The 15,688-nt window shown below is 68.2% G+C and carries 11 protein-coding genes and 1 tRNA gene; 6 read left to right on the forward strand and 6 right to left on the reverse strand.

Annotated features, from left to right (window positions below):
* Nucleotides 1–135: 135 nt before the first annotated feature.
* The 5 genes from CQ045_RS01405 to CQ045_RS01425 all read left to right on the forward strand — a co-directional run bounded on the left by CQ045_RS01405 (nt 136) and on the right by CQ045_RS01425 (nt 6,182).
* Entirely contained in the window at nt 136–345 is a 210-nt protein-coding gene (locus CQ045_RS01405) for a heavy-metal-associated domain-containing protein (RefSeq protein WP_105720909.1), read from the forward strand.
* The gene (locus tag CQ045_RS01410) at nt 345–1,307 is read left to right on the forward strand and encodes a heavy metal-binding domain-containing protein (protein ID WP_105720910.1); all 963 of its coding nucleotides are present in this window, start codon (nt 345–347) and stop codon (nt 1,305–1,307) included. Before CQ045_RS01405 ends, CQ045_RS01410 begins: the two co-directional genes overlap by 1 nt.
* A 61-nt stretch (nt 1,308–1,368) precedes the next feature.
* A complete protein-coding gene (locus CQ045_RS01415; RefSeq protein WP_105720911.1) occupies nt 1,369–3,702 on the forward strand; it encodes a cation-translocating P-type ATPase in 2,334 nt (777 codons plus the stop codon).
* A 19-nt stretch (nt 3,703–3,721) separates the two neighbouring features.
* Nucleotides 3,722–3,982, forward strand: a complete 261-nt coding sequence (locus CQ045_RS01420) for a YHS domain-containing protein (protein WP_105720912.1) — start codon at nt 3,722–3,724, stop codon at nt 3,980–3,982.
* Between the two features lie 70 nt (nt 3,983–4,052).
* Complete coding sequence (locus tag CQ045_RS01425; protein ID WP_105720913.1) at nt 4,053–6,182, forward strand: heavy metal translocating P-type ATPase; 2,130 nt, start codon at nt 4,053–4,055, stop codon at nt 6,180–6,182.
* Between the two features lie 118 nt (nt 6,183–6,300).
* On the opposite strand, the gene CQ045_RS01430 is transcribed toward CQ045_RS01425, so the two are convergent.
* The 6 genes from CQ045_RS01430 to CQ045_RS01455 form a co-directional block, all read right to left on the reverse strand.
* A complete protein-coding gene (locus CQ045_RS01430; RefSeq protein WP_105720914.1) occupies nt 6,301–8,655 on the reverse strand; it encodes an arylsulfatase in 2,355 nt (784 codons plus the stop codon).
* Between the two features lie 54 nt (nt 8,656–8,709).
* A complete protein-coding gene (locus CQ045_RS01435; RefSeq protein WP_105720915.1) occupies nt 8,710–10,101 on the reverse strand; it encodes a DUF1254 domain-containing protein in 1,392 nt (463 codons plus the stop codon).
* A gap of 128 nt (nt 10,102–10,229) precedes the next feature.
* Nucleotides 10,230–10,727, reverse strand: coding sequence for a DUF1269 domain-containing protein (locus tag CQ045_RS01440; protein WP_105720916.1), 498 nt, complete (start codon nt 10,725–10,727; stop codon nt 10,230–10,232).
* A 250-nt stretch (nt 10,728–10,977) separates the two neighbouring features.
* Entirely contained in the window at nt 10,978–12,888 is a 1,911-nt protein-coding gene (locus tag CQ045_RS01445) for a heavy metal translocating P-type ATPase (RefSeq protein WP_105720917.1), read from the reverse strand.
* 108 nt (nt 12,889–12,996) lie between these two features.
* Nucleotides 12,997–13,069 (reverse strand) — tRNA-Arg (locus tag CQ045_RS01450).
* Between the two features lie 16 nt (nt 13,070–13,085).
* Nucleotides 13,086–13,901: an SGNH/GDSL hydrolase family protein gene (locus CQ045_RS01455; RefSeq protein WP_258130882.1), complete on the reverse strand. Its 816-nt coding sequence runs from the start codon at nt 13,899–13,901 to the stop codon at nt 13,086–13,088.
* Nucleotides 13,902–13,993: 92 nt separating this feature from the next.
* Between CQ045_RS01455 and argS the strand changes: the two genes are divergently transcribed.
* Entirely contained in the window at nt 13,994–15,658 is a 1,665-nt protein-coding gene (argS, locus tag CQ045_RS01460; RefSeq protein WP_105720919.1) for an arginine--tRNA ligase, read from the forward strand.
* Nucleotides 15,659–15,688: the final 30 nt, after the last annotated feature.

A 15,688-nucleotide genomic window follows, 5' to 3' on the forward strand; every position in this document is an offset into this window, starting at 1 on the left:
TGTCGGTCACCCCGCGTGGGTGAGGAAGCACGCCGTCGCGTCGCGATCCTCGTTCGCAGGAATACCCTGGGAGGGTATAGGGTTGAGACGAAGAAGTACCCCACCCGGGTATGCAGAATCGAGAGAGGAACCGTCATGAGCACCAGTGAATACCAGGTGAGCGGAATGAGCTGCGGTCACTGCGAGGTCGCGATCCGCGGCGAAGTCAGCCAGATTCCCGGCGTCGACTCGATCGACGTCAGCGCTCAGACCGGCAAGCTCGTCGTCACGAGTGCGGAGCCCCTCGATGACGCCGCGATCCTCGCGGCTGTCGACGACGCGGGCTACCAGGCAGTACGGGCCTGATGAACACCGCAGGCCGTCTCGGTCTCTACGGTGCGGGTCTCGTGGTGGTGTTCGGCGTCGCGTTCGCGGCGGCCGGCGCCATCGTGCCGGACAGCGCCGTGGCCTCCTGGATGGAGCGAGGCGGCGACGGCCATGAATTGCGGCCCGCGGAAGAAGCGGCATCGAACGCGGAAGACGAAGAAGACGAGGGGACAGACGTGAGTGGAGTGACGATCGCCGCATCCGGCTACGTCATCGAGGCGATCAGCGCACCGGGGGAGACAGGAGTCGAGGGGGAACTGACCTTCCGGATCCGCGATGCGGTCGGGGAGTGGGTCACCGCGTACGAGACCGCCCACGGCAAGCAGCTCCACCTCATCGTGGTGCGCAGCGACGGCAGCGAGTACCGGCATGTCCACCCCGAGCTGGACTCGCACACGGGCACGTGGTCGCTGCCATGGCACTGGGATGCGGCGGGCACCTATCGTGTCTACGCGGACTTCACGGCGTCGGGCGGGTCGGGCGTGACGCTCTCACGGACGGTCGACGTCGCGGGCGCCTTCGTTCCGAAGCCTCCGGCAGGGATGCAGACCACCGCGAGCGTCGACGGCTTCGACGTATCGATCAGCGGCGACCTCGTCGCCGGTACGGGGAGTGAGCTGACCGTCGAGGTCAGTCGCGACGGAGCACCCGTCACCACGCTGGAGCCGTACCTGGGAGCCTTCGGTCATCTCGTCGCGCTCCGGGAGGGAGACCTCGCCTACCTGCACGTCCACGCGCACGGCGACGAGCCCGAACCCGGTGACGTGGCCGGCCCCGAGGTGATCTTCACCGCGCAGGCGCCGACCGCCGGACGCTACCTGCTCTACCTCGACTTCCAGGTCGACGGGAAGGTGCACACGGCGCCGTTCGTGCTGGAGGCAGGGGCATCCGCCGAGGAGGGCGCCACGGACGAGAGCGAAGACGACCACGGCGGGCACTGACCCGTCTCGCAGGAGCTCGCCGGGTCTTCCGATGCCGGCACCAAGGATCGAGGAGATCATCATGACGGACACGCAGTCCGCAATCCCCACCGCTGACGCCAGCGTGGAGCTGGAGATCGGCGGCATGACCTGCGCCTCATGCGCGATGAGGATCGAGAAGAAGCTCAACCGGATCGACGGCGTCATGGCGACCGTGAACTATGCCACGGAGAAAGCCAAGGTGACGGCGCCGGCCGGATTCGATCCGGCGCTCCTCATCGCAGAGGTCGAGAAGACCGGTTACACCGCCGCGCTTCCGACCCCTGAGGTGCAGACGGGCCAGGATGACGCGGGCGATGCGCCCGATGTCGAACTGACGAGCCTCAAGCACCGGCTCGTCGCCTCGATCGTCCTGACCGTCCCCGTCATCGCCATGTCGATGATCCCGGCGCTGCAGTTCACGTACTGGCAGTGGCTCTCGCTCGCTCTCGCGGGCCCCGTCATCGTGTGGGCGGCGTGGCCGTTCCACAAGGCCGCGTGGACGAACCTCCGGCACGGCGCAGCGACCATGGACACGCTGATCTCGATAGGGACCATCGCGGCGCTGCTCTGGTCGCTCTACGCCCTGTTCTTCGGGACGGCGGGGGTGCCCGGCATGACGCATCCGTTCGAGCTGACCGTGGCGCCCAGCGACGGCGCCGCGAACATCTACCTCGAGGTGGGTGCGGGAGTGACGATGTTCATCCTCGCAGGACGCTACTTCGAGAAGCGTTCCAAGCGCCAGGCGGGCGCAGCACTGCGCGCACTGCTCGAACTCGGTGCCAAGGACGTCGCGGTTCTCCGTGACGGCGTCGAGACGCGGATCCCCACGGCCGACCTGAAACCCGGCGACGAGTTCGTCGTGCGTCCCGGCGAGAAGATCGCCACCGACGGGATCATCGTGTCGGGGACGTCGGCGGTCGACGCCTCGATGCTGACCGGCGAGTCGGTGCCGGTCGAGGTCGGCGAAGGCGACGCGGTCACCGGCGCGACCGTCAATGCGGGTGGCCGTCTGGTCGTCCGTGCGACGCGTGTCGGTTCCGACACCCAACTGGCGCAGATGGCGCAGATGGTCGAGGATGCGCAGACCGGAAAGGCCGAGGCGCAGCGCCTCGCCGACCGCGTCTCCGGGATATTCGTCCCGATCGTCATCGCGATCGCGCTCGCCACGCTCGGCGCCTGGCTGGGAGCGGGCTTCCCGGCATCCGCCGCCTTCACCGCCGCGGTCGCCGTGCTCATCATCGCCTGCCCGTGCGCGCTGGGCCTCGCCACCCCGACGGCTCTACTGGTGGGGACGGGACGCGGAGCGCAGATGGGCATCCTCATCAAGGGTCCCGAGGTGCTCGAATCCACGCGCAAGGTCGATACGGTGGTGCTCGACAAAACCGGTACCGTGACCAGCGGCAAGATGACGCTCACCGCTGTGCATGCGGCGCAGGGTGTCGACCGGCGCGAGCTGCTGCGGCTGGCGGGCGCCGTGGAAGACGCGTCGGAGCACCCCATCGCGCAGGCCGTGGCCAGGGCCGCGACGCAGGAGATCGGTACGCTTCCCGTGCCTGAGGACTTCGTCAACGTCGAAGGCAAGGGCGTTCAGGGTGTGGTCGACGGTCACGCCGTGCTCGTGGGCCGCGAGTCACTGCTGGCCGAGTGGTCGCAGCACCTTCCCGCCGATCTCGCCACGGCGAAGGCGGAGGCCGAGAGCCAGGGCAAGACCGCCATCGCGGTCGGGTGGGACGGTGAGGCGCGAGGCGTGCTCGTCGTCGCCGACGCTGTGAAGCCGACCAGCGCGCAGGCCATCTCGCAGCTGAAGGGCCTGGGCCTGACGCCCATCCTCCTCACCGGCGACAACCGGGCGGTGGCCGAGCAGATCGCGGCGGAGGTCGGCATCACCGAGGTCATCGCCGAGGTCCTGCCGAAGGAGAAGGTGGACGTGATCACGCGGCTGCAGAGCGAAGGCAAGGTGGTCGCGATGGTCGGAGACGGCGTGAACGACGCCGCGGCTCTCGCGCAGGCCGATCTGGGGCTCGCGATGGGCACGGGGACCGATGTGGCGATCGAGGCCAGCGACATCACCCTCGTCCGCGGCGATCTGCGCAGTGCCGCAGACGCCATCCGCCTCTCCCGCAGGACTCTGGGCACGATCAAGGGGAACCTGTTCTGGGCCTTCGCGTACAACGTCGCGGCGATCCCTCTCGCAGCCCTCGGGCTGCTCAACCCCATGCTCGCCGGTGCGGCGATGGCGTTCTCCAGCGTCTTCGTCGTCGGCAACAGCCTCCGACTGCGCTCTTTCCGGAGCCAGGCGGCGGACCCCTCTCCGGCAGGGACCGGTGCGGCGCGGGAACGCGCCACACCGGCATCCACCGTCGGAATCCGTTGATACCCCAGAGGAGAACCCCATGTCCGATTCCCCCGCAGGTTCCTGCTGCAGTGTGAACAGCACCAGTGCCGTGTCCGCCGACGGACGCAAGGATCTGCTCGCGCCGCCCGCCGGCGGTATGGCAGAGTGCCCGGTGATGGTCGGCAGCGCCGTCGTCATCGCGGACGCCGAGGCCGCAGGGCTGTACCGCGACTACGAGGGCACACGGTACTACTTCTGCTGCGCAGGATGCGGACCGGCCTTCGACGCCGACCCCGCGAAATACGCCGCAGCAGCCTGACCGTTTCACCCGTGCGGGCCCGCCACTCGCGGCCCCGCACGGGCATCGTCATTCCGAGGAGGAGAGGGCAATGAGCACTCCGCACCACGAGTCGAACGACTCCGACCACATGCACGGGACGGGTGTCCACGCGGCTCACGACGCCCACGGAGGGCACGACGCCCACGGGGGACATGACGCCCACGGAGGGCACGACGCCCACGGGGGACACGGAGGGCACGCCGACCACGTCGGTCAGTTCCGCCGGCTCTTCTGGATCATGCTCGCCCTCGCCGTGCCGACCGTCGCCCTGTCCGGAATGTTCGCGATGATCCTCGGCTACACGCTCCCCGATGTGCCGGGGCTGGCCTGGGTGTCGCCCGTGTTGGGAACCGTGATGTACGTGTGGGGAGGCAAGCCCTTCCTCGTCGGTGCCGTCAGTGAGATCCGCGCGCGCAAGCCCGGCATGATGCTGCTCATCGGCCTGGCGATCACGGTGGCCTTCCTCGCATCGTGGGGGGCGAGTCTCGGCATCCTCCATCACGAGCTCGACTTCTGGTGGGAGCTGGCTCTCCTCATCGTGATCATGCTGCTCGGGCACTGGATCGAGATGCGCTCGCTCGCGCAGACCACCTCTGCGCTCGACTCGCTCGCCGCACTCCTTCCGGACGAGGCCGAGCGAGTGCAGGACGGACAGGTCGTCATCGTCTCGCCCGCCGACCTCGCGGTCGGCGACATCGTCGTCGTACGCCCGGGCGGAAGCGTGCCTGCCGATGGGCGGATCGTCGACGGCCGCGCGTCGATGGACGAGTCGATGGTGACGGGGGAGTCCCGCACGGTCACACGCGGTACGGGGGACCAGGTCACCGCCGGCACCGTCGCCACGGACTCCGGGCTCCGGGTGGAGATCACCGCGACCGGAGACGACACGACCCTCGCCGGCATTCAGCGTCTGGTGACCGAGGCGCAGAGCTCGTCCTCGCGGGCCCAACGCCTCGCGGATACCGCCGCGGGCTGGCTGTTCTGGTTCGCGCTGGGATCCGCGGCGATCACCGCGATCGTCTGGACCCTCGTCGGTCTCCCCGACGCCGCCGTGATCCGCACCATCACCGTGCTGGTCATCGCCTGCCCGCACGCACTCGGTCTGGCCATCCCACTCGTCGTCTCGATCGCGACGGAGCGCGCAGCCAGGGGCGGAGTGCTGGTCAAGGACCGCCTCGCCCTGGAGAGCATGCGCACCGTCGACACCGTGCTGTTCGACAAGACCGGGACACTCACGAAAGGTGAACCCGTCGTGTCGGAGGTGTCCGTCTCCGGCGAGCATGACGCCGATCGAGTGCTGGCGCTCGCCGCCGCTGCCGAAGCCGACAGCGAGCACCCGCTCGCGAAGGCGATCGTCCGCGCCGCCGCCGAGAAGGACCTCTCCGTGCCGCACAGCCGCGACTTCACGTCGTCGCCCGCCGTCGGGGTCACAGCGACCGTCGAGGGGTCGACCGTGCGCGTCGGCGGGCCGCACCTGCTCACGGAGGAGCAGGCGGACGAGCTCGCCGTCGCCGAGCAGTGGCGCGGTGACGGCGCGATCATCCTGCACGTGGTTCAGGACGGGCACGTGATCGGAGCGTTGAAACTCGCCGATGAGGTGCGGCCGGAGTCCCGGGAGGCCGTCGACGCGCTGCACGCGCTCGGTGTGCAGGTTGTCATGATCACGGGCGATGCCGAGGCCGTCGCGCAGACGGTCGCCGCCGACCTGGGTATCGACCGGTTCTTCGCCGGCGTGCGGCCGGAGGACAAGGCTGCAAAGGTGCAGGAGCTGCAGCGCGAGGGGCGCAAGGTCGCGATGGTCGGCGACGGCGTCAACGACGCGCCCGCGCTGGCGCAGGCAGACGTGGGGCTGGCCATCGGAGCCGGCACGGATGTCGCGATCGCCTCCGCCGGTGTCATCCTCGCAAGCGATGACCCGCGCTCTGTGCTCTCGGTCATCGAGCTCTCGCGGGCCGCGTATCGGAAGATGAAGCAGAACCTGTGGTGGGCCGCCGGTTACAACCTGCTCTCGGTGCCGCTTGCGGCCGGCGTGCTCGCACCGATCGGCTTCGTGCTGCCGATGTCGGTCGGGGCGATCCTGATGTCGTTGTCGACCATCGTCGTCGCTCTCAACGCCCAGCTGCTGCGCCGCCTCGATCTGCGCCCGGAGATCACGACCCGCGCGATCCTCGATCGCTGAACCTGAATCAGGCTGCGGAAGAGCTCCCCGGCGATCGTTCGGCTCGCGCGCTGCCCGGTGTCGACGACAGGAGGGTCCCGTCCGCGCGGACGGAACCCTCCTGTCTTTTCTGCGCGTGCTACTGGTGTCGCAGCGCCGCGTTCAGGTGCTCCTCGGGATCGACCAGGTGGTTGTGGTCATCGGTGCCGAGAGCCACCTCCGCCCAATCGATCGTTCCGCTGAACTTGCCGCCCCACTCCTTGTATCCCTCGTACGCGGGCATGCCGGTGTCCTCACCCGTATCCATGCCCTCGTCGAAAGAGAAGTACAGGGGGTGCGTGTGCTCCACGCGTCCGGAGCCGACCGCGGCGTCATCGATGAACAGTGTGACCTCACCGCCCTTTCCGATCCCGCCGCCGTCGTAGGCGAACTCCGCACGCACGAGGTGATCGCCGCCGCCGATGGTCGACTCGGACAGCACCGTCGTGCGGACCAGCCCGCAGTAGTTGTAGTGATACCCGAGCTTGCCGTCCTCCGCGAAGAACGACCATCCACCGGTGCGGCCGCCCTGCGCGACGATGGCGCCTTCGAGCGCGCCGTCGTCGGGGACCGTGAGCTGGGCGGTGACCGAATACGAGCGGTTCTTCACGTTCAGAGCGACGTTCTCTCCGAGGCGGATCATCCCCGGGTACAGCCGCAGTCGGTCGCCCGTGACGAGCGTGGGTCGGCCGGCGATGGCCGGGTTCATGCGCTCGGCCGCGCGGTCGTCGAGGGGGAACACGTTGTGTCGTGCGGCCTCGATCAGGAACATCTGCTGCATCTCCGCCAGCTTCTCCGGGTGCTCGGACGCCAGGTTGTTCGACTGCGTCCAGTCGACGGAGGTGTCGTACAGCTCCCATACGTCGGCCGAGAAGTCCGGTGCCTTCGAGACGACGTCCCAGGGAGTGCGGTGCTTCGTCTGCGCCGTCCATCCCTTGTGGTAGATGCCGCGGTTGCCCATCAGTTCGAAGTACTGGGTGACATGCCGCTCGTCGGCATCGGGCGCGTTGAAGCTGTAGGCCATCGACACACCGTGCATCGGGATCTGGGTGACCCCGTTCACCGTGTGCGGCTCGGCGAGACCGGCGACGTCGAGGACCGTCGGTGCGAGGTCGATCACGTGATGCCACTGGTTCCTGACCTCACCGGACCCCTCGATCGCGCTCGGCCAGTGCACGATGGTGCCGTTGCGCGTGCCGCCGTAGTGCGACGCCACCTGCTTCGTCCACTGGTAGGGCGTGCACATCGCGTGGGCCCAGGCCACGGAATAGTGGTTGTACGCCTCCGGGCCGCCGACCTTGTCGAGGTGCTCGTTCCAGAACTCGACGGTCTCGAACTGACCGCCGCCGTTGGAGGCGGTCGTCAGCATGTAGGCGCCGTTGATGCCGCCCTCGGCGCTCGCCCCGTTGTCGCCGATGATGTAGTAGACGAGGGTCTCATCGAGGATGTCCTGCTCTTCCAGCGCGTCGATGACCCGTCCGGTGTGGAAGTCGGCGTACTCGAGGAACGCCGCATAGACCTCCATCTGGTGCGCGAGGATCGGCTTCTGCTCGTCCGGGACGTCATCCCAGGCGGGCAGCCCTTCGGGGCGCTCCGTGAGCTTCGAGTCCGGAGCGATCACGCCGAGTTCGATCTGCTTCGCGAAGGTCTGCTCGCGCTGCGCGTCCCAGCCGTGGTCGAACGCCCCTTTGTACTTCGCGATCCAGTCCTTCGGCACGTGATGAGGGGCGTGCGTCGCGCCGGGTGCGAAGTAGATGAAGAAGGGCTTGTCCGGGGTCAGACTCTTCTGCTGCCGAATGTAGTCGATGGTCTTGTCAGCCAGGTCGGGCATGAGGTGGTAGCCCTCGTCCGTCGGCGGCTCGACCGCGGTGACCCCATCGACGAGGGCCGGCGTCCACTGGTTCGTCTCGCCGCCGATGAAGCCGTAGAACCGCTCGAAACCCGAGAAGGCAGGCCAGTGGTCGAAGGGTCCCGTCGGACCCGTCTCCCACACCGGCACCTCGTGGCACTTGCCGAACTGAGCGGTGTTGTAGCCGTTCTGACGCAGGATCTCGGGTAGCGGAACGGCGGAGTTCGGACGCGTGGAGCGGTATCCGGGGGAAGGGGTCGCGGTCTCGGTGATGTGCCCCATGCCGACCGCGTGATGGTTGCGGCCGGAGAGCAGCGCCGCGCGGGTGGGCGAGCACAGAGCAGTCGTGTGGAATCGGGTGTACTTCAGACCCGCGTTCGCAAGGCGTTCGGCCGTCGGGGTGTGGATCGGGCCGCCGAAAGCGCTCGAGGCACCGAAGCCCACGTCGTCGAGGAGGATCACGAGGACGTTGGGTGCGCTCTTGGGCGGACGTTTGGCGACGAGCGGAGGGAAGTCGGCCTCCGACTTCTTCGCGTCGAAGACGACCGGCCCCTGATACTCGCGGTCAGGAAGCGGCAGGATCGATCCGGGCAGTTCGGTGGTCATGAAGATTCCTCTTTCTCGTCGCTCAGCGTGATGGGGGGGGAGATGGGTCGGATGTCAGCGCGGCGTGATGTCGCCGAGTTTCCAGGTGCGGTCGAAATACGACTCGGTGGGCCCGTAGAGGCGGAAGTATGAGAACCAGTGCCGTCCGGGGATGGTCTGGACCCAGTTCGTCGGGCCCTCCGCGGGCTCAGCGGGGCCGAAGTACAGGTCGACCGATCCGTCGTCGTTGACGACGAGGTCTGCGTCGCGGGACCCGCGGTCGCCACGCTGCTGGGCATTGTCGATCAGACAGCGGGTGGTGACGTCGTAGACGGTGGCCGACCAGAAGAGCGTGGCGGGAACACCTGCCGGAACATGCAGCGCGTAGTCTCGGCCTCCGTCCAGCCACGCGCTCGCACCATCGGTGTACGAACCGAGATACGCCTGCCCGACGCCGGGAGTCGTGCTCTTCATCGCCTCGGAGAAGGAGACCGCCTCGTAGAACCAGGACGCGCGCTCGAGCAGCTCGTCATAGCCGTCGCCCCGCTGCGCCGAGTTGTCGAGCACGATGGCGAGTTCCCAGGCCCGATCCGGCCAGTACGAGCCCTGGTCGAAACGCTTCGCGAAGGTGTTCGCCTGAGCCATGAGCTCGCCCGCAGCGGCCCCGTGCTCGAGGATACGTGTGAGCCGCGCATCGGGCTCGAACGGCTTCCCCTTCTCGATTCCCAGCTGCTTGAGCATGGCGAGGAAGAAGCGATCGCGTTCGTCGACGACCTCCGTCTGATAGATCGCGTGGAGACGCCTCCAGTAGTCGAGACCGCGAGGTTGATCGCCGCTCCATGCGCGGCCATCGGGGGACACGATCCGCGTCGGAGCCGGGTGCTCGCGTTCGGCGAACGGATAGATGCGCACCGATTTCACGAGCGCGTCTGCTCGTGCCGGGTCGGGGTCGAGAGTTCGGAACCCGAACATGATGTTCACGCCCGACGAGCGGAGGACGCGGAAGTCCCTGCCGAGGTCTTCCGGCTCGCTGACGTCGGGGGCGAGGATGACGTACTTCCCGCCCTCGCCGCGGTCCGGGCCCATCTCGCCCATCGCCCCGACCTCGCGCTGCCAGAAGTCGGAGACGCCCCCGGCCGTCGGACCGGCGGGAAGCTCGATGACGAGGGGGCCGGTCTCCGAGAGGTCGAAGAAGTTGAGGATGTAGGGGGTCGTCGCGTTGGCGGTGATCAGGCCGAGACGGTCGCGATAGCTCAGGTAGCGCACGAGATCGCTGCTCGTCGCTCCGAAGACGTCGTAGTGCTGCGTCTTCCATTGGGCATAAGAGACCAGGGGCAGCGCCCAGAGGTAGGTCTGGCAGGCGAGCTGGTAGTCCAACTCATCGAAGATCAGCGGAAGGGAGGAACGGACAGGGATGTCACTGTCGATCTCGACGTCTGCGAGGCGCCCGGGGAGGGAGGAGGTCATGCGATGGTCCTTTCGGCAGGCAGCTGTGTCAGGGGTTCCGAGGGGTGAGGGGCAGGGCGGTTCCTTCGTCGACACCGAGCGCGGCAGGAGCGGGCGGAACCCGATGCGTGCCCGGTGTCGACGTGGAGTCAGCTCTGGGCGCCACCGAGGTCGTGGATGAGTGCCCTCTCGTCTTCGGCCGAGAGGGAGGTCTGCACGACGGTGCCGTTGAATGGCGCGAGCGCGGCGGCGAACTTGTCTTCGGTGATCTTCGTGGCGTACACGACCACGGCCGACTTGCCCGCGGAGACGGCGCTCTTGACGCGGTCGCGGAACTCCGCGTCGATCCCGGACTTGTCGAGGCCGGCGAACAGCGCTCCGAAGAGGCCGCCGAAGAGGAGCCCGGCGATCGGAACGAAGAACAGGAGACCGATGAGCATGCCGAAGAGTGCTCCGCCCGCGGCTCCGACGCCCACATTCCCTGCCGTACCCGGGTGCTCGACCTTGGTCTTGCCGTTCTCGTCGACCTTCACCAGCGCGAGGCCTGCGAGTTCGACGACGAGGTCGTTCTGCAGGGACAGGATCTCGCTGTAGGCGCCTTCCGCCTGAGGCTCGGTGTCGAAGGAGATGACGATCAGTTCGGCCATGGGCACGTCCCTTTGTTCAGGGCTGAGTCGACGACCCTCAGCCGTAGATGACAGGAGTCCACTCCGCGGTGGCTCCCGCTTCAGGCCAGGCTAATCGCGGCTCTCTCGCGAAACGCGGGTCTTGGCAGGAATTCACCCGGGGGACCCTCGGGCGTCTCTCGCACGCGCATCCGGCTGAAGGCGGGGTGGCGAGATGCCGCGTCGGTCGGGTCGCTGGTCGGCATACGACCAGCGGCGGAGATCGAGCGTCTCATGCCGCGCCCTGCGGAGCCGGTGCCCCGATCCTCGTGCTGGGCCGAGCAGGCGCGGGGGGAAGCACCGTCGACGGCCCGCTCAGCGCACGGAGCGCGTAGAGGATGGTCGCGAGATCGACCAGCTCCTGGACCAGGGCCCCGACGACCGCGGGGATGAGCCCGGTCATCGCGACGATCATGAGGCCGATGCTCAGGCCTATCCCGATCCAGATCGCGGTGAGGGCGACTCGCAGCGTGTGGCGACCAATCGACACCGCATCGACGAGCTTCGCCAACGAGTCGACGAGGATCACGACATCAGCGGCATCACCCGCCGCGGTCGCTCCCTTCGCTCCCATGGCGACGCCGATGTCTGCGGCGGCGAGCACGGGGGCATCGTTGACACCGTCGCCGACCATCATGATCGGGCGCGGTTGCAGCTCGGCGGCGAGAGCGACCTTCTCGGGCGGAAGCAGCTCGGCATGAATCTCGGAGATGCCCACCTGATGGGCCACAGACTCCGCCGTCGGAGCGACGTCGCCCGTGAGCATGACGACGCGATCCACTTCGTGCGTGCGCAGCCAGGAGATGACAGCCGCTGCTTCAGGCCTCGGGTGGTCGGCGAGCACGAGAACCCCGGCGAAGCGTCCGTCGACTGCGACGTAGGCCGCGGCCTGGCTCAGTGCCAGGGATGCCCGCAGGGTGTCGGGCGCGAGAGCGGCCACGTAGGCCGGCTTGCCGACCACGACCGATCGGCCGTCGATCTCGGCGACGACACCGTTCGTGGCCTCCTCCCGTGCTTCCGAGGCGCTGCGGAGCGCGAGTCCCCGCGCTTCCGCAGCGCGGCGGATGCCCTCGGCGAGCACGTGCGTCGAATACTGCTCCGCCGAGGCGGCGAGCTGCAGGATCTCATCCGCGTCGAAGCCCTTCGCGGGCCGGACGTCGACGAGTTCCGGGCGTCCTTGAGTGAGCGTGCCCGTCTTGTCGAAGGCCGCCGATCGCACGCGGGCGATCTGTTCGATGACGGCCCCGCCCTTCATGATCACGCCGGCCTTCGCAGCGCGAGAGAGACCACCGAGGAACGCCACCGGGGCGGCGATCAGGAGTGGGCACGGCGTCGCGAGCACGAGCACCTCGGCGAACCGCGTGGCGTCACCGGATATCGCCCAGGCGGTGCCGGCCAGCACGAGCGAGACGGCGGTGAACGGGATCGCGAAGCGGTCGGCGAGCCGCACCACAGGGGCGTGGGAGTCCTCCGCGGCGTGCACGAGCGCGACGATCTGCTGATACTGACTGTCGGAACTCGTGCGAACGGCTTGGATCCGTACGGCGCGGCTGCCGTTGATGGCTCCGGAGAGCACCTCGCCCCCGGACTCGCGGGTCACGGGCATGCTCTCGCCGGTCAGCGATGACTCATCGAACGTGCCGGTCTCGGTGAGGAGCACGCCGTCGACGGGCACGATCTCCGACGGGCGCACGAGGATCACGTCTCCGACCGCGACCTGATCCACGGGGAGGTCTCGAGCCTCGTCCGATTCCGCGGCCTGCGCATGCAGGAGCACGTGCGCGGTGCGAGGAGAGCGATCCAGCAGGGCCGACAGGTCACGCTTCGCACGGCGCCCGGCGAAATCCTCGAGAGCCTCGCCACCGGAGAGCATCAGCACGATGATGAGCGAGGCGATGTACTCGCCGACGGCCAGCGTCGCGACCATCGCGACCACCGCCAGGATGTCGAGCCCGACGTGGCCGCGGAGCACATCGCGCACCATCCCGACGAGGGTCCAGACGACGAACGCCGCAACATAGACGGTGGCGATCCACCGGCCGATGACCGCAGCATCGACCGCGTGGAGGATCAGCACGCCGACGAACACGAGGACGGTGGTCGTGATCGCCGGATAGCGCCACAGCAAGCGGAGAAACCTCATGCCCCAGCTTCCCGCGAATCGACGTCGATTGCGACGAACACTCCGGACGGGGGGAGTCCGCGGCTGGACGCAGAAAACCCCGCCCATTCGGGCGGGGTTTTTGGTGTGTGCCCCCGACAGGAGTCGAACCTGCGACCTACGGTACCGGAAACCGGCGCTCTATCCACTGAGCTACGGAGGCGTACCGATCGACAATATCACTCGTCGGAGGTGGTCTCCGACCCACCGGCCTCGGTGACAGGGGCTGCGCGCAGCTCGTCGAGCGCGGCAGCGACCTTCTCGGCCAGGTAGCGATGTCCTTCTGCCGAGGGATGCTTGCGCCCGAGGTCCACGTCGATCACGTCGAGGTAGTTCTGGTCGGTGATCCAGTGCTGGGCGACGGGGGAGATGTACCACCAGCCGCGAGCGGCCGCGAGTTCGGACAGATCCACGTCGATGCGTGCTGTCGCCGCCCCCACCGGCAGCTCGTGCGGAGCCGGACCCAGCACGACGATCGTGGCATCCGGGTAGGTCGTGGTCAGTGCGTCCCAGGCAGCGGTCACCGCCTCCCGATAGCCGGCAGCACCCGATGCCCGGTCGTTGATCGAGCCCTGGATGATCACGAGGTCCGGCGTGAGAGTCAGATCGAGAAGGGCGATGCGTTCTCCGAAGGTCGGGCCGTCGAGCCCGGGCTTGAGGTACCCGCTACCGCGGACGCCGTCGACGATCGTCTCGCCACCGAGCAGGTCGGCCAGCAGATAGGCGTAACCGAGAGTCGGAACCGTCGCCGCGGAGCCGTAGGTCCAGGAGTCGCCGAAGACCAGCACGGTCGGGTGATCCGGCAGGGCGAGCGGCGGCGGAGCGATCATCGCGGGCGCTCCTGCGCTGCCGTCGGCGGCGGCTCCGATCGGCGCGGCGGACGGCACCGGGGTCCACGGCCGCCACACCCCGACGACACCTGCCGCGACGGCGAGGAGCAGAGCGAAGACGATGCCTGCGGCGCCCAGCCGACGGCGGGTGGCGAGGGGCTTCATGGCATGAGAGTAGATCACCGGAGCCTGATTGCGAATTCGGCGCGCTCCCTGCCGTCGGCCGGGTCGTCCGCGGCCCGTAAACTGGGGAGGCTATGAATCCCGAAACGCTCGCCGAAGCCCTCCTCGCCGTCCTCGCCCCGATTGCCGAGGAACGACGTCCCGGCGAGCCGCTGGAGCTCGCTGCATCCGACATCGTCCTCGAGCGTCCGCGCAACCGAGACCACGGCGACTGGGCTTCGAACATCGCAATGCGTCTGGCGAAGCCGCTCGGCACGAATCCGCGGGAGCTCGCACAGCAGATCGCGGTCGGGCTCTCCGAGGTCGACGGCGTCGCGAGTGCCGAGGTCGCCGGCCCGGGGTTCATCAACATCCGTCTGGATGCGGCAGCCGCCGGCGCGCTGGCGAAGGTCATCGTCGACGCCGGCGCCGCTTACGGTACGAACTCCTCGCAGGAAGGTGTGAGCGTCAACGTCGAGTTCGTCTCCGCCAACCCCACCGGGCCGCTCCACATCGCCCACACGCGTTGGGCTGCGCTCGGCGACTCGATAGTGCGTCTTCTCCTCGCCAGCGGAGCACATGCCGTTCGCGAGTACTACATCAACGATGCCGGTGCGCAGATGGAGCGTTTCGCCGTCTCCGTGCTCGCCGCGGCGAAGGGCGAGCCCACCCCCGAGGGTGGCTACCCGGGCGAGTACATCACGACACTCGCAGGTCGCGTGCTCGAAGTGCGCCCCGACCTGCTGCAGTTGCCGGAAGCCGAGCAGCTGCTCGTCGCACTCGAGCTCGCCTACGAGTTCCAGCTCGCCGAGATCAAGAACTCGCTCGACCGTTTCAACGTGCCGTTCGACGTGTGGTTCTCCGAGCGCACCCTGCACGAGAAGGATGCGTCCGGCGCGAGCCTGATCGATCAGGCCGTCGACCGTCTGCGCGAGCAGGGACACGTCTTCGACCACGAGGGTGCCGTCTGGGTGCGCACGACGGACTTCGGCGACGACAAGGACCGTGTGATCCGCCGCTCCAACGGCGAGTACACCTACTTCGCCGCCGACGCCGCGTATTACCTCAACAAGGGGGACCGCGGGTTCCAGAACAAGATCTACCTGCTCGGAGCCGACCACCACGGCTACGTGCACCGCCTCAAGGCGGTCGCCGGTGCTGCCGGGGAGGACCCGGAGAAGAACGTCGAGGTGCTGATCGGCCAGATGGTGTCGATCAACGGCGCCCGCCTCAGCAAGCGCGCCGGAAACATCATCGAGATGGACGACCTCCTCGACTGGCTCGGCACCGACGCGCTCCGCTACTCGCTCGAGCGCTCGCCCGCGGATTCGCCGCTCGACCTCGACCCCGAGCTGCTGCAGAAGCGCACCAACGACAACCCGGTGCACTATGTCCAGTACGCGCATGCCCGCACCCACAACGTCGCGCGGAACGCCGCGGACTCGGGCGTCGACCGCTCCGAGTTCGCCCCCGAGACGCTCACGCACGAGTCCGAGGCGGCTCTGCTCGGGGCGCTGCAGGAGTTCCCGCGGATCGTCGCGTTCGCCGCCGAGATGCGCGAGCCGCACCGGGTCGCGCGCTACCTCGAGGAACTGGCGGGCCTCTACCACCGGTGGTACGACAACTGCCGAGTGATCCCGCAGGGCGACGACCCGATCGAGAGCGTGCACCGCACCCGTCTGTGGTTGAACGACGCTGCCGGCCAGGTCTTCCGCAACGGCCTCGATCTGCTGGGCGTGAGCGCACCCGAGCGCAAGTAGTTCGCGCTGCCGCCCGTTCCGGTACGGCAG

The sequence above is a fragment of the Microbacterium sp. MYb66 genome (assembly GCF_002979435.1).
Taxonomy (GTDB): Bacteria; Actinomycetota; Actinomycetes; order Actinomycetales; family Microbacteriaceae; genus Microbacterium.

Excerpts from the sequence above, each read along its gene's own strand:
- CQ045_RS01420 (WP_105720912.1), top strand. The coding sequence starts at position 3,722 with ATGTCCGATTCCCCCGCAGGTTCCTGCTGCAGTGTGAACAGCACCAGT.
- CQ045_RS01405 (WP_105720909.1), top strand. The coding sequence starts at position 136 with ATGAGCACCAGTGAATACCAGGTGAGCGGAATGAGCTGCGGTCACTGC.
- CQ045_RS01425 (WP_105720913.1), top strand. The coding sequence starts at position 4,053 with ATGAGCACTCCGCACCACGAGTCGAACGACTCCGACCACATGCACGGG.
- CQ045_RS01435 (WP_105720915.1), bottom strand. The coding sequence starts at position 10,101 with ATGACCTCCTCCCTCCCCGGGCGCCTCGCAGACGTCGAGATCGACAGT.
- CQ045_RS01415 (WP_105720911.1), top strand. The coding sequence starts at position 1,369 with ATGACGGACACGCAGTCCGCAATCCCCACCGCTGACGCCAGCGTGGAG.
- CQ045_RS01455 (WP_258130882.1), bottom strand. The coding sequence starts at position 13,901 with ATGAAGCCCCTCGCCACCCGCCGTCGGCTGGGCGCCGCAGGCATCGTC.
- CQ045_RS01445 (WP_105720917.1), bottom strand. The coding sequence starts at position 12,888 with ATGAGGTTTCTCCGCTTGCTGTGGCGCTATCCGGCGATCACGACCACC.
- CQ045_RS01430 (WP_105720914.1), bottom strand. The coding sequence starts at position 8,655 with ATGACCACCGAACTGCCCGGATCGATCCTGCCGCTTCCTGACCGCGAG.
- CQ045_RS01410 (WP_105720910.1), top strand. The coding sequence starts at position 345 with ATGAACACCGCAGGCCGTCTCGGTCTCTACGGTGCGGGTCTCGTGGTG.
- CQ045_RS01440 (WP_105720916.1), bottom strand. The coding sequence starts at position 10,727 with ATGGCCGAACTGATCGTCATCTCCTTCGACACCGAGCCTCAGGCGGAA.
- argS (WP_105720919.1), top strand. The coding sequence starts at position 13,994 with ATGAATCCCGAAACGCTCGCCGAAGCCCTCCTCGCCGTCCTCGCCCCG.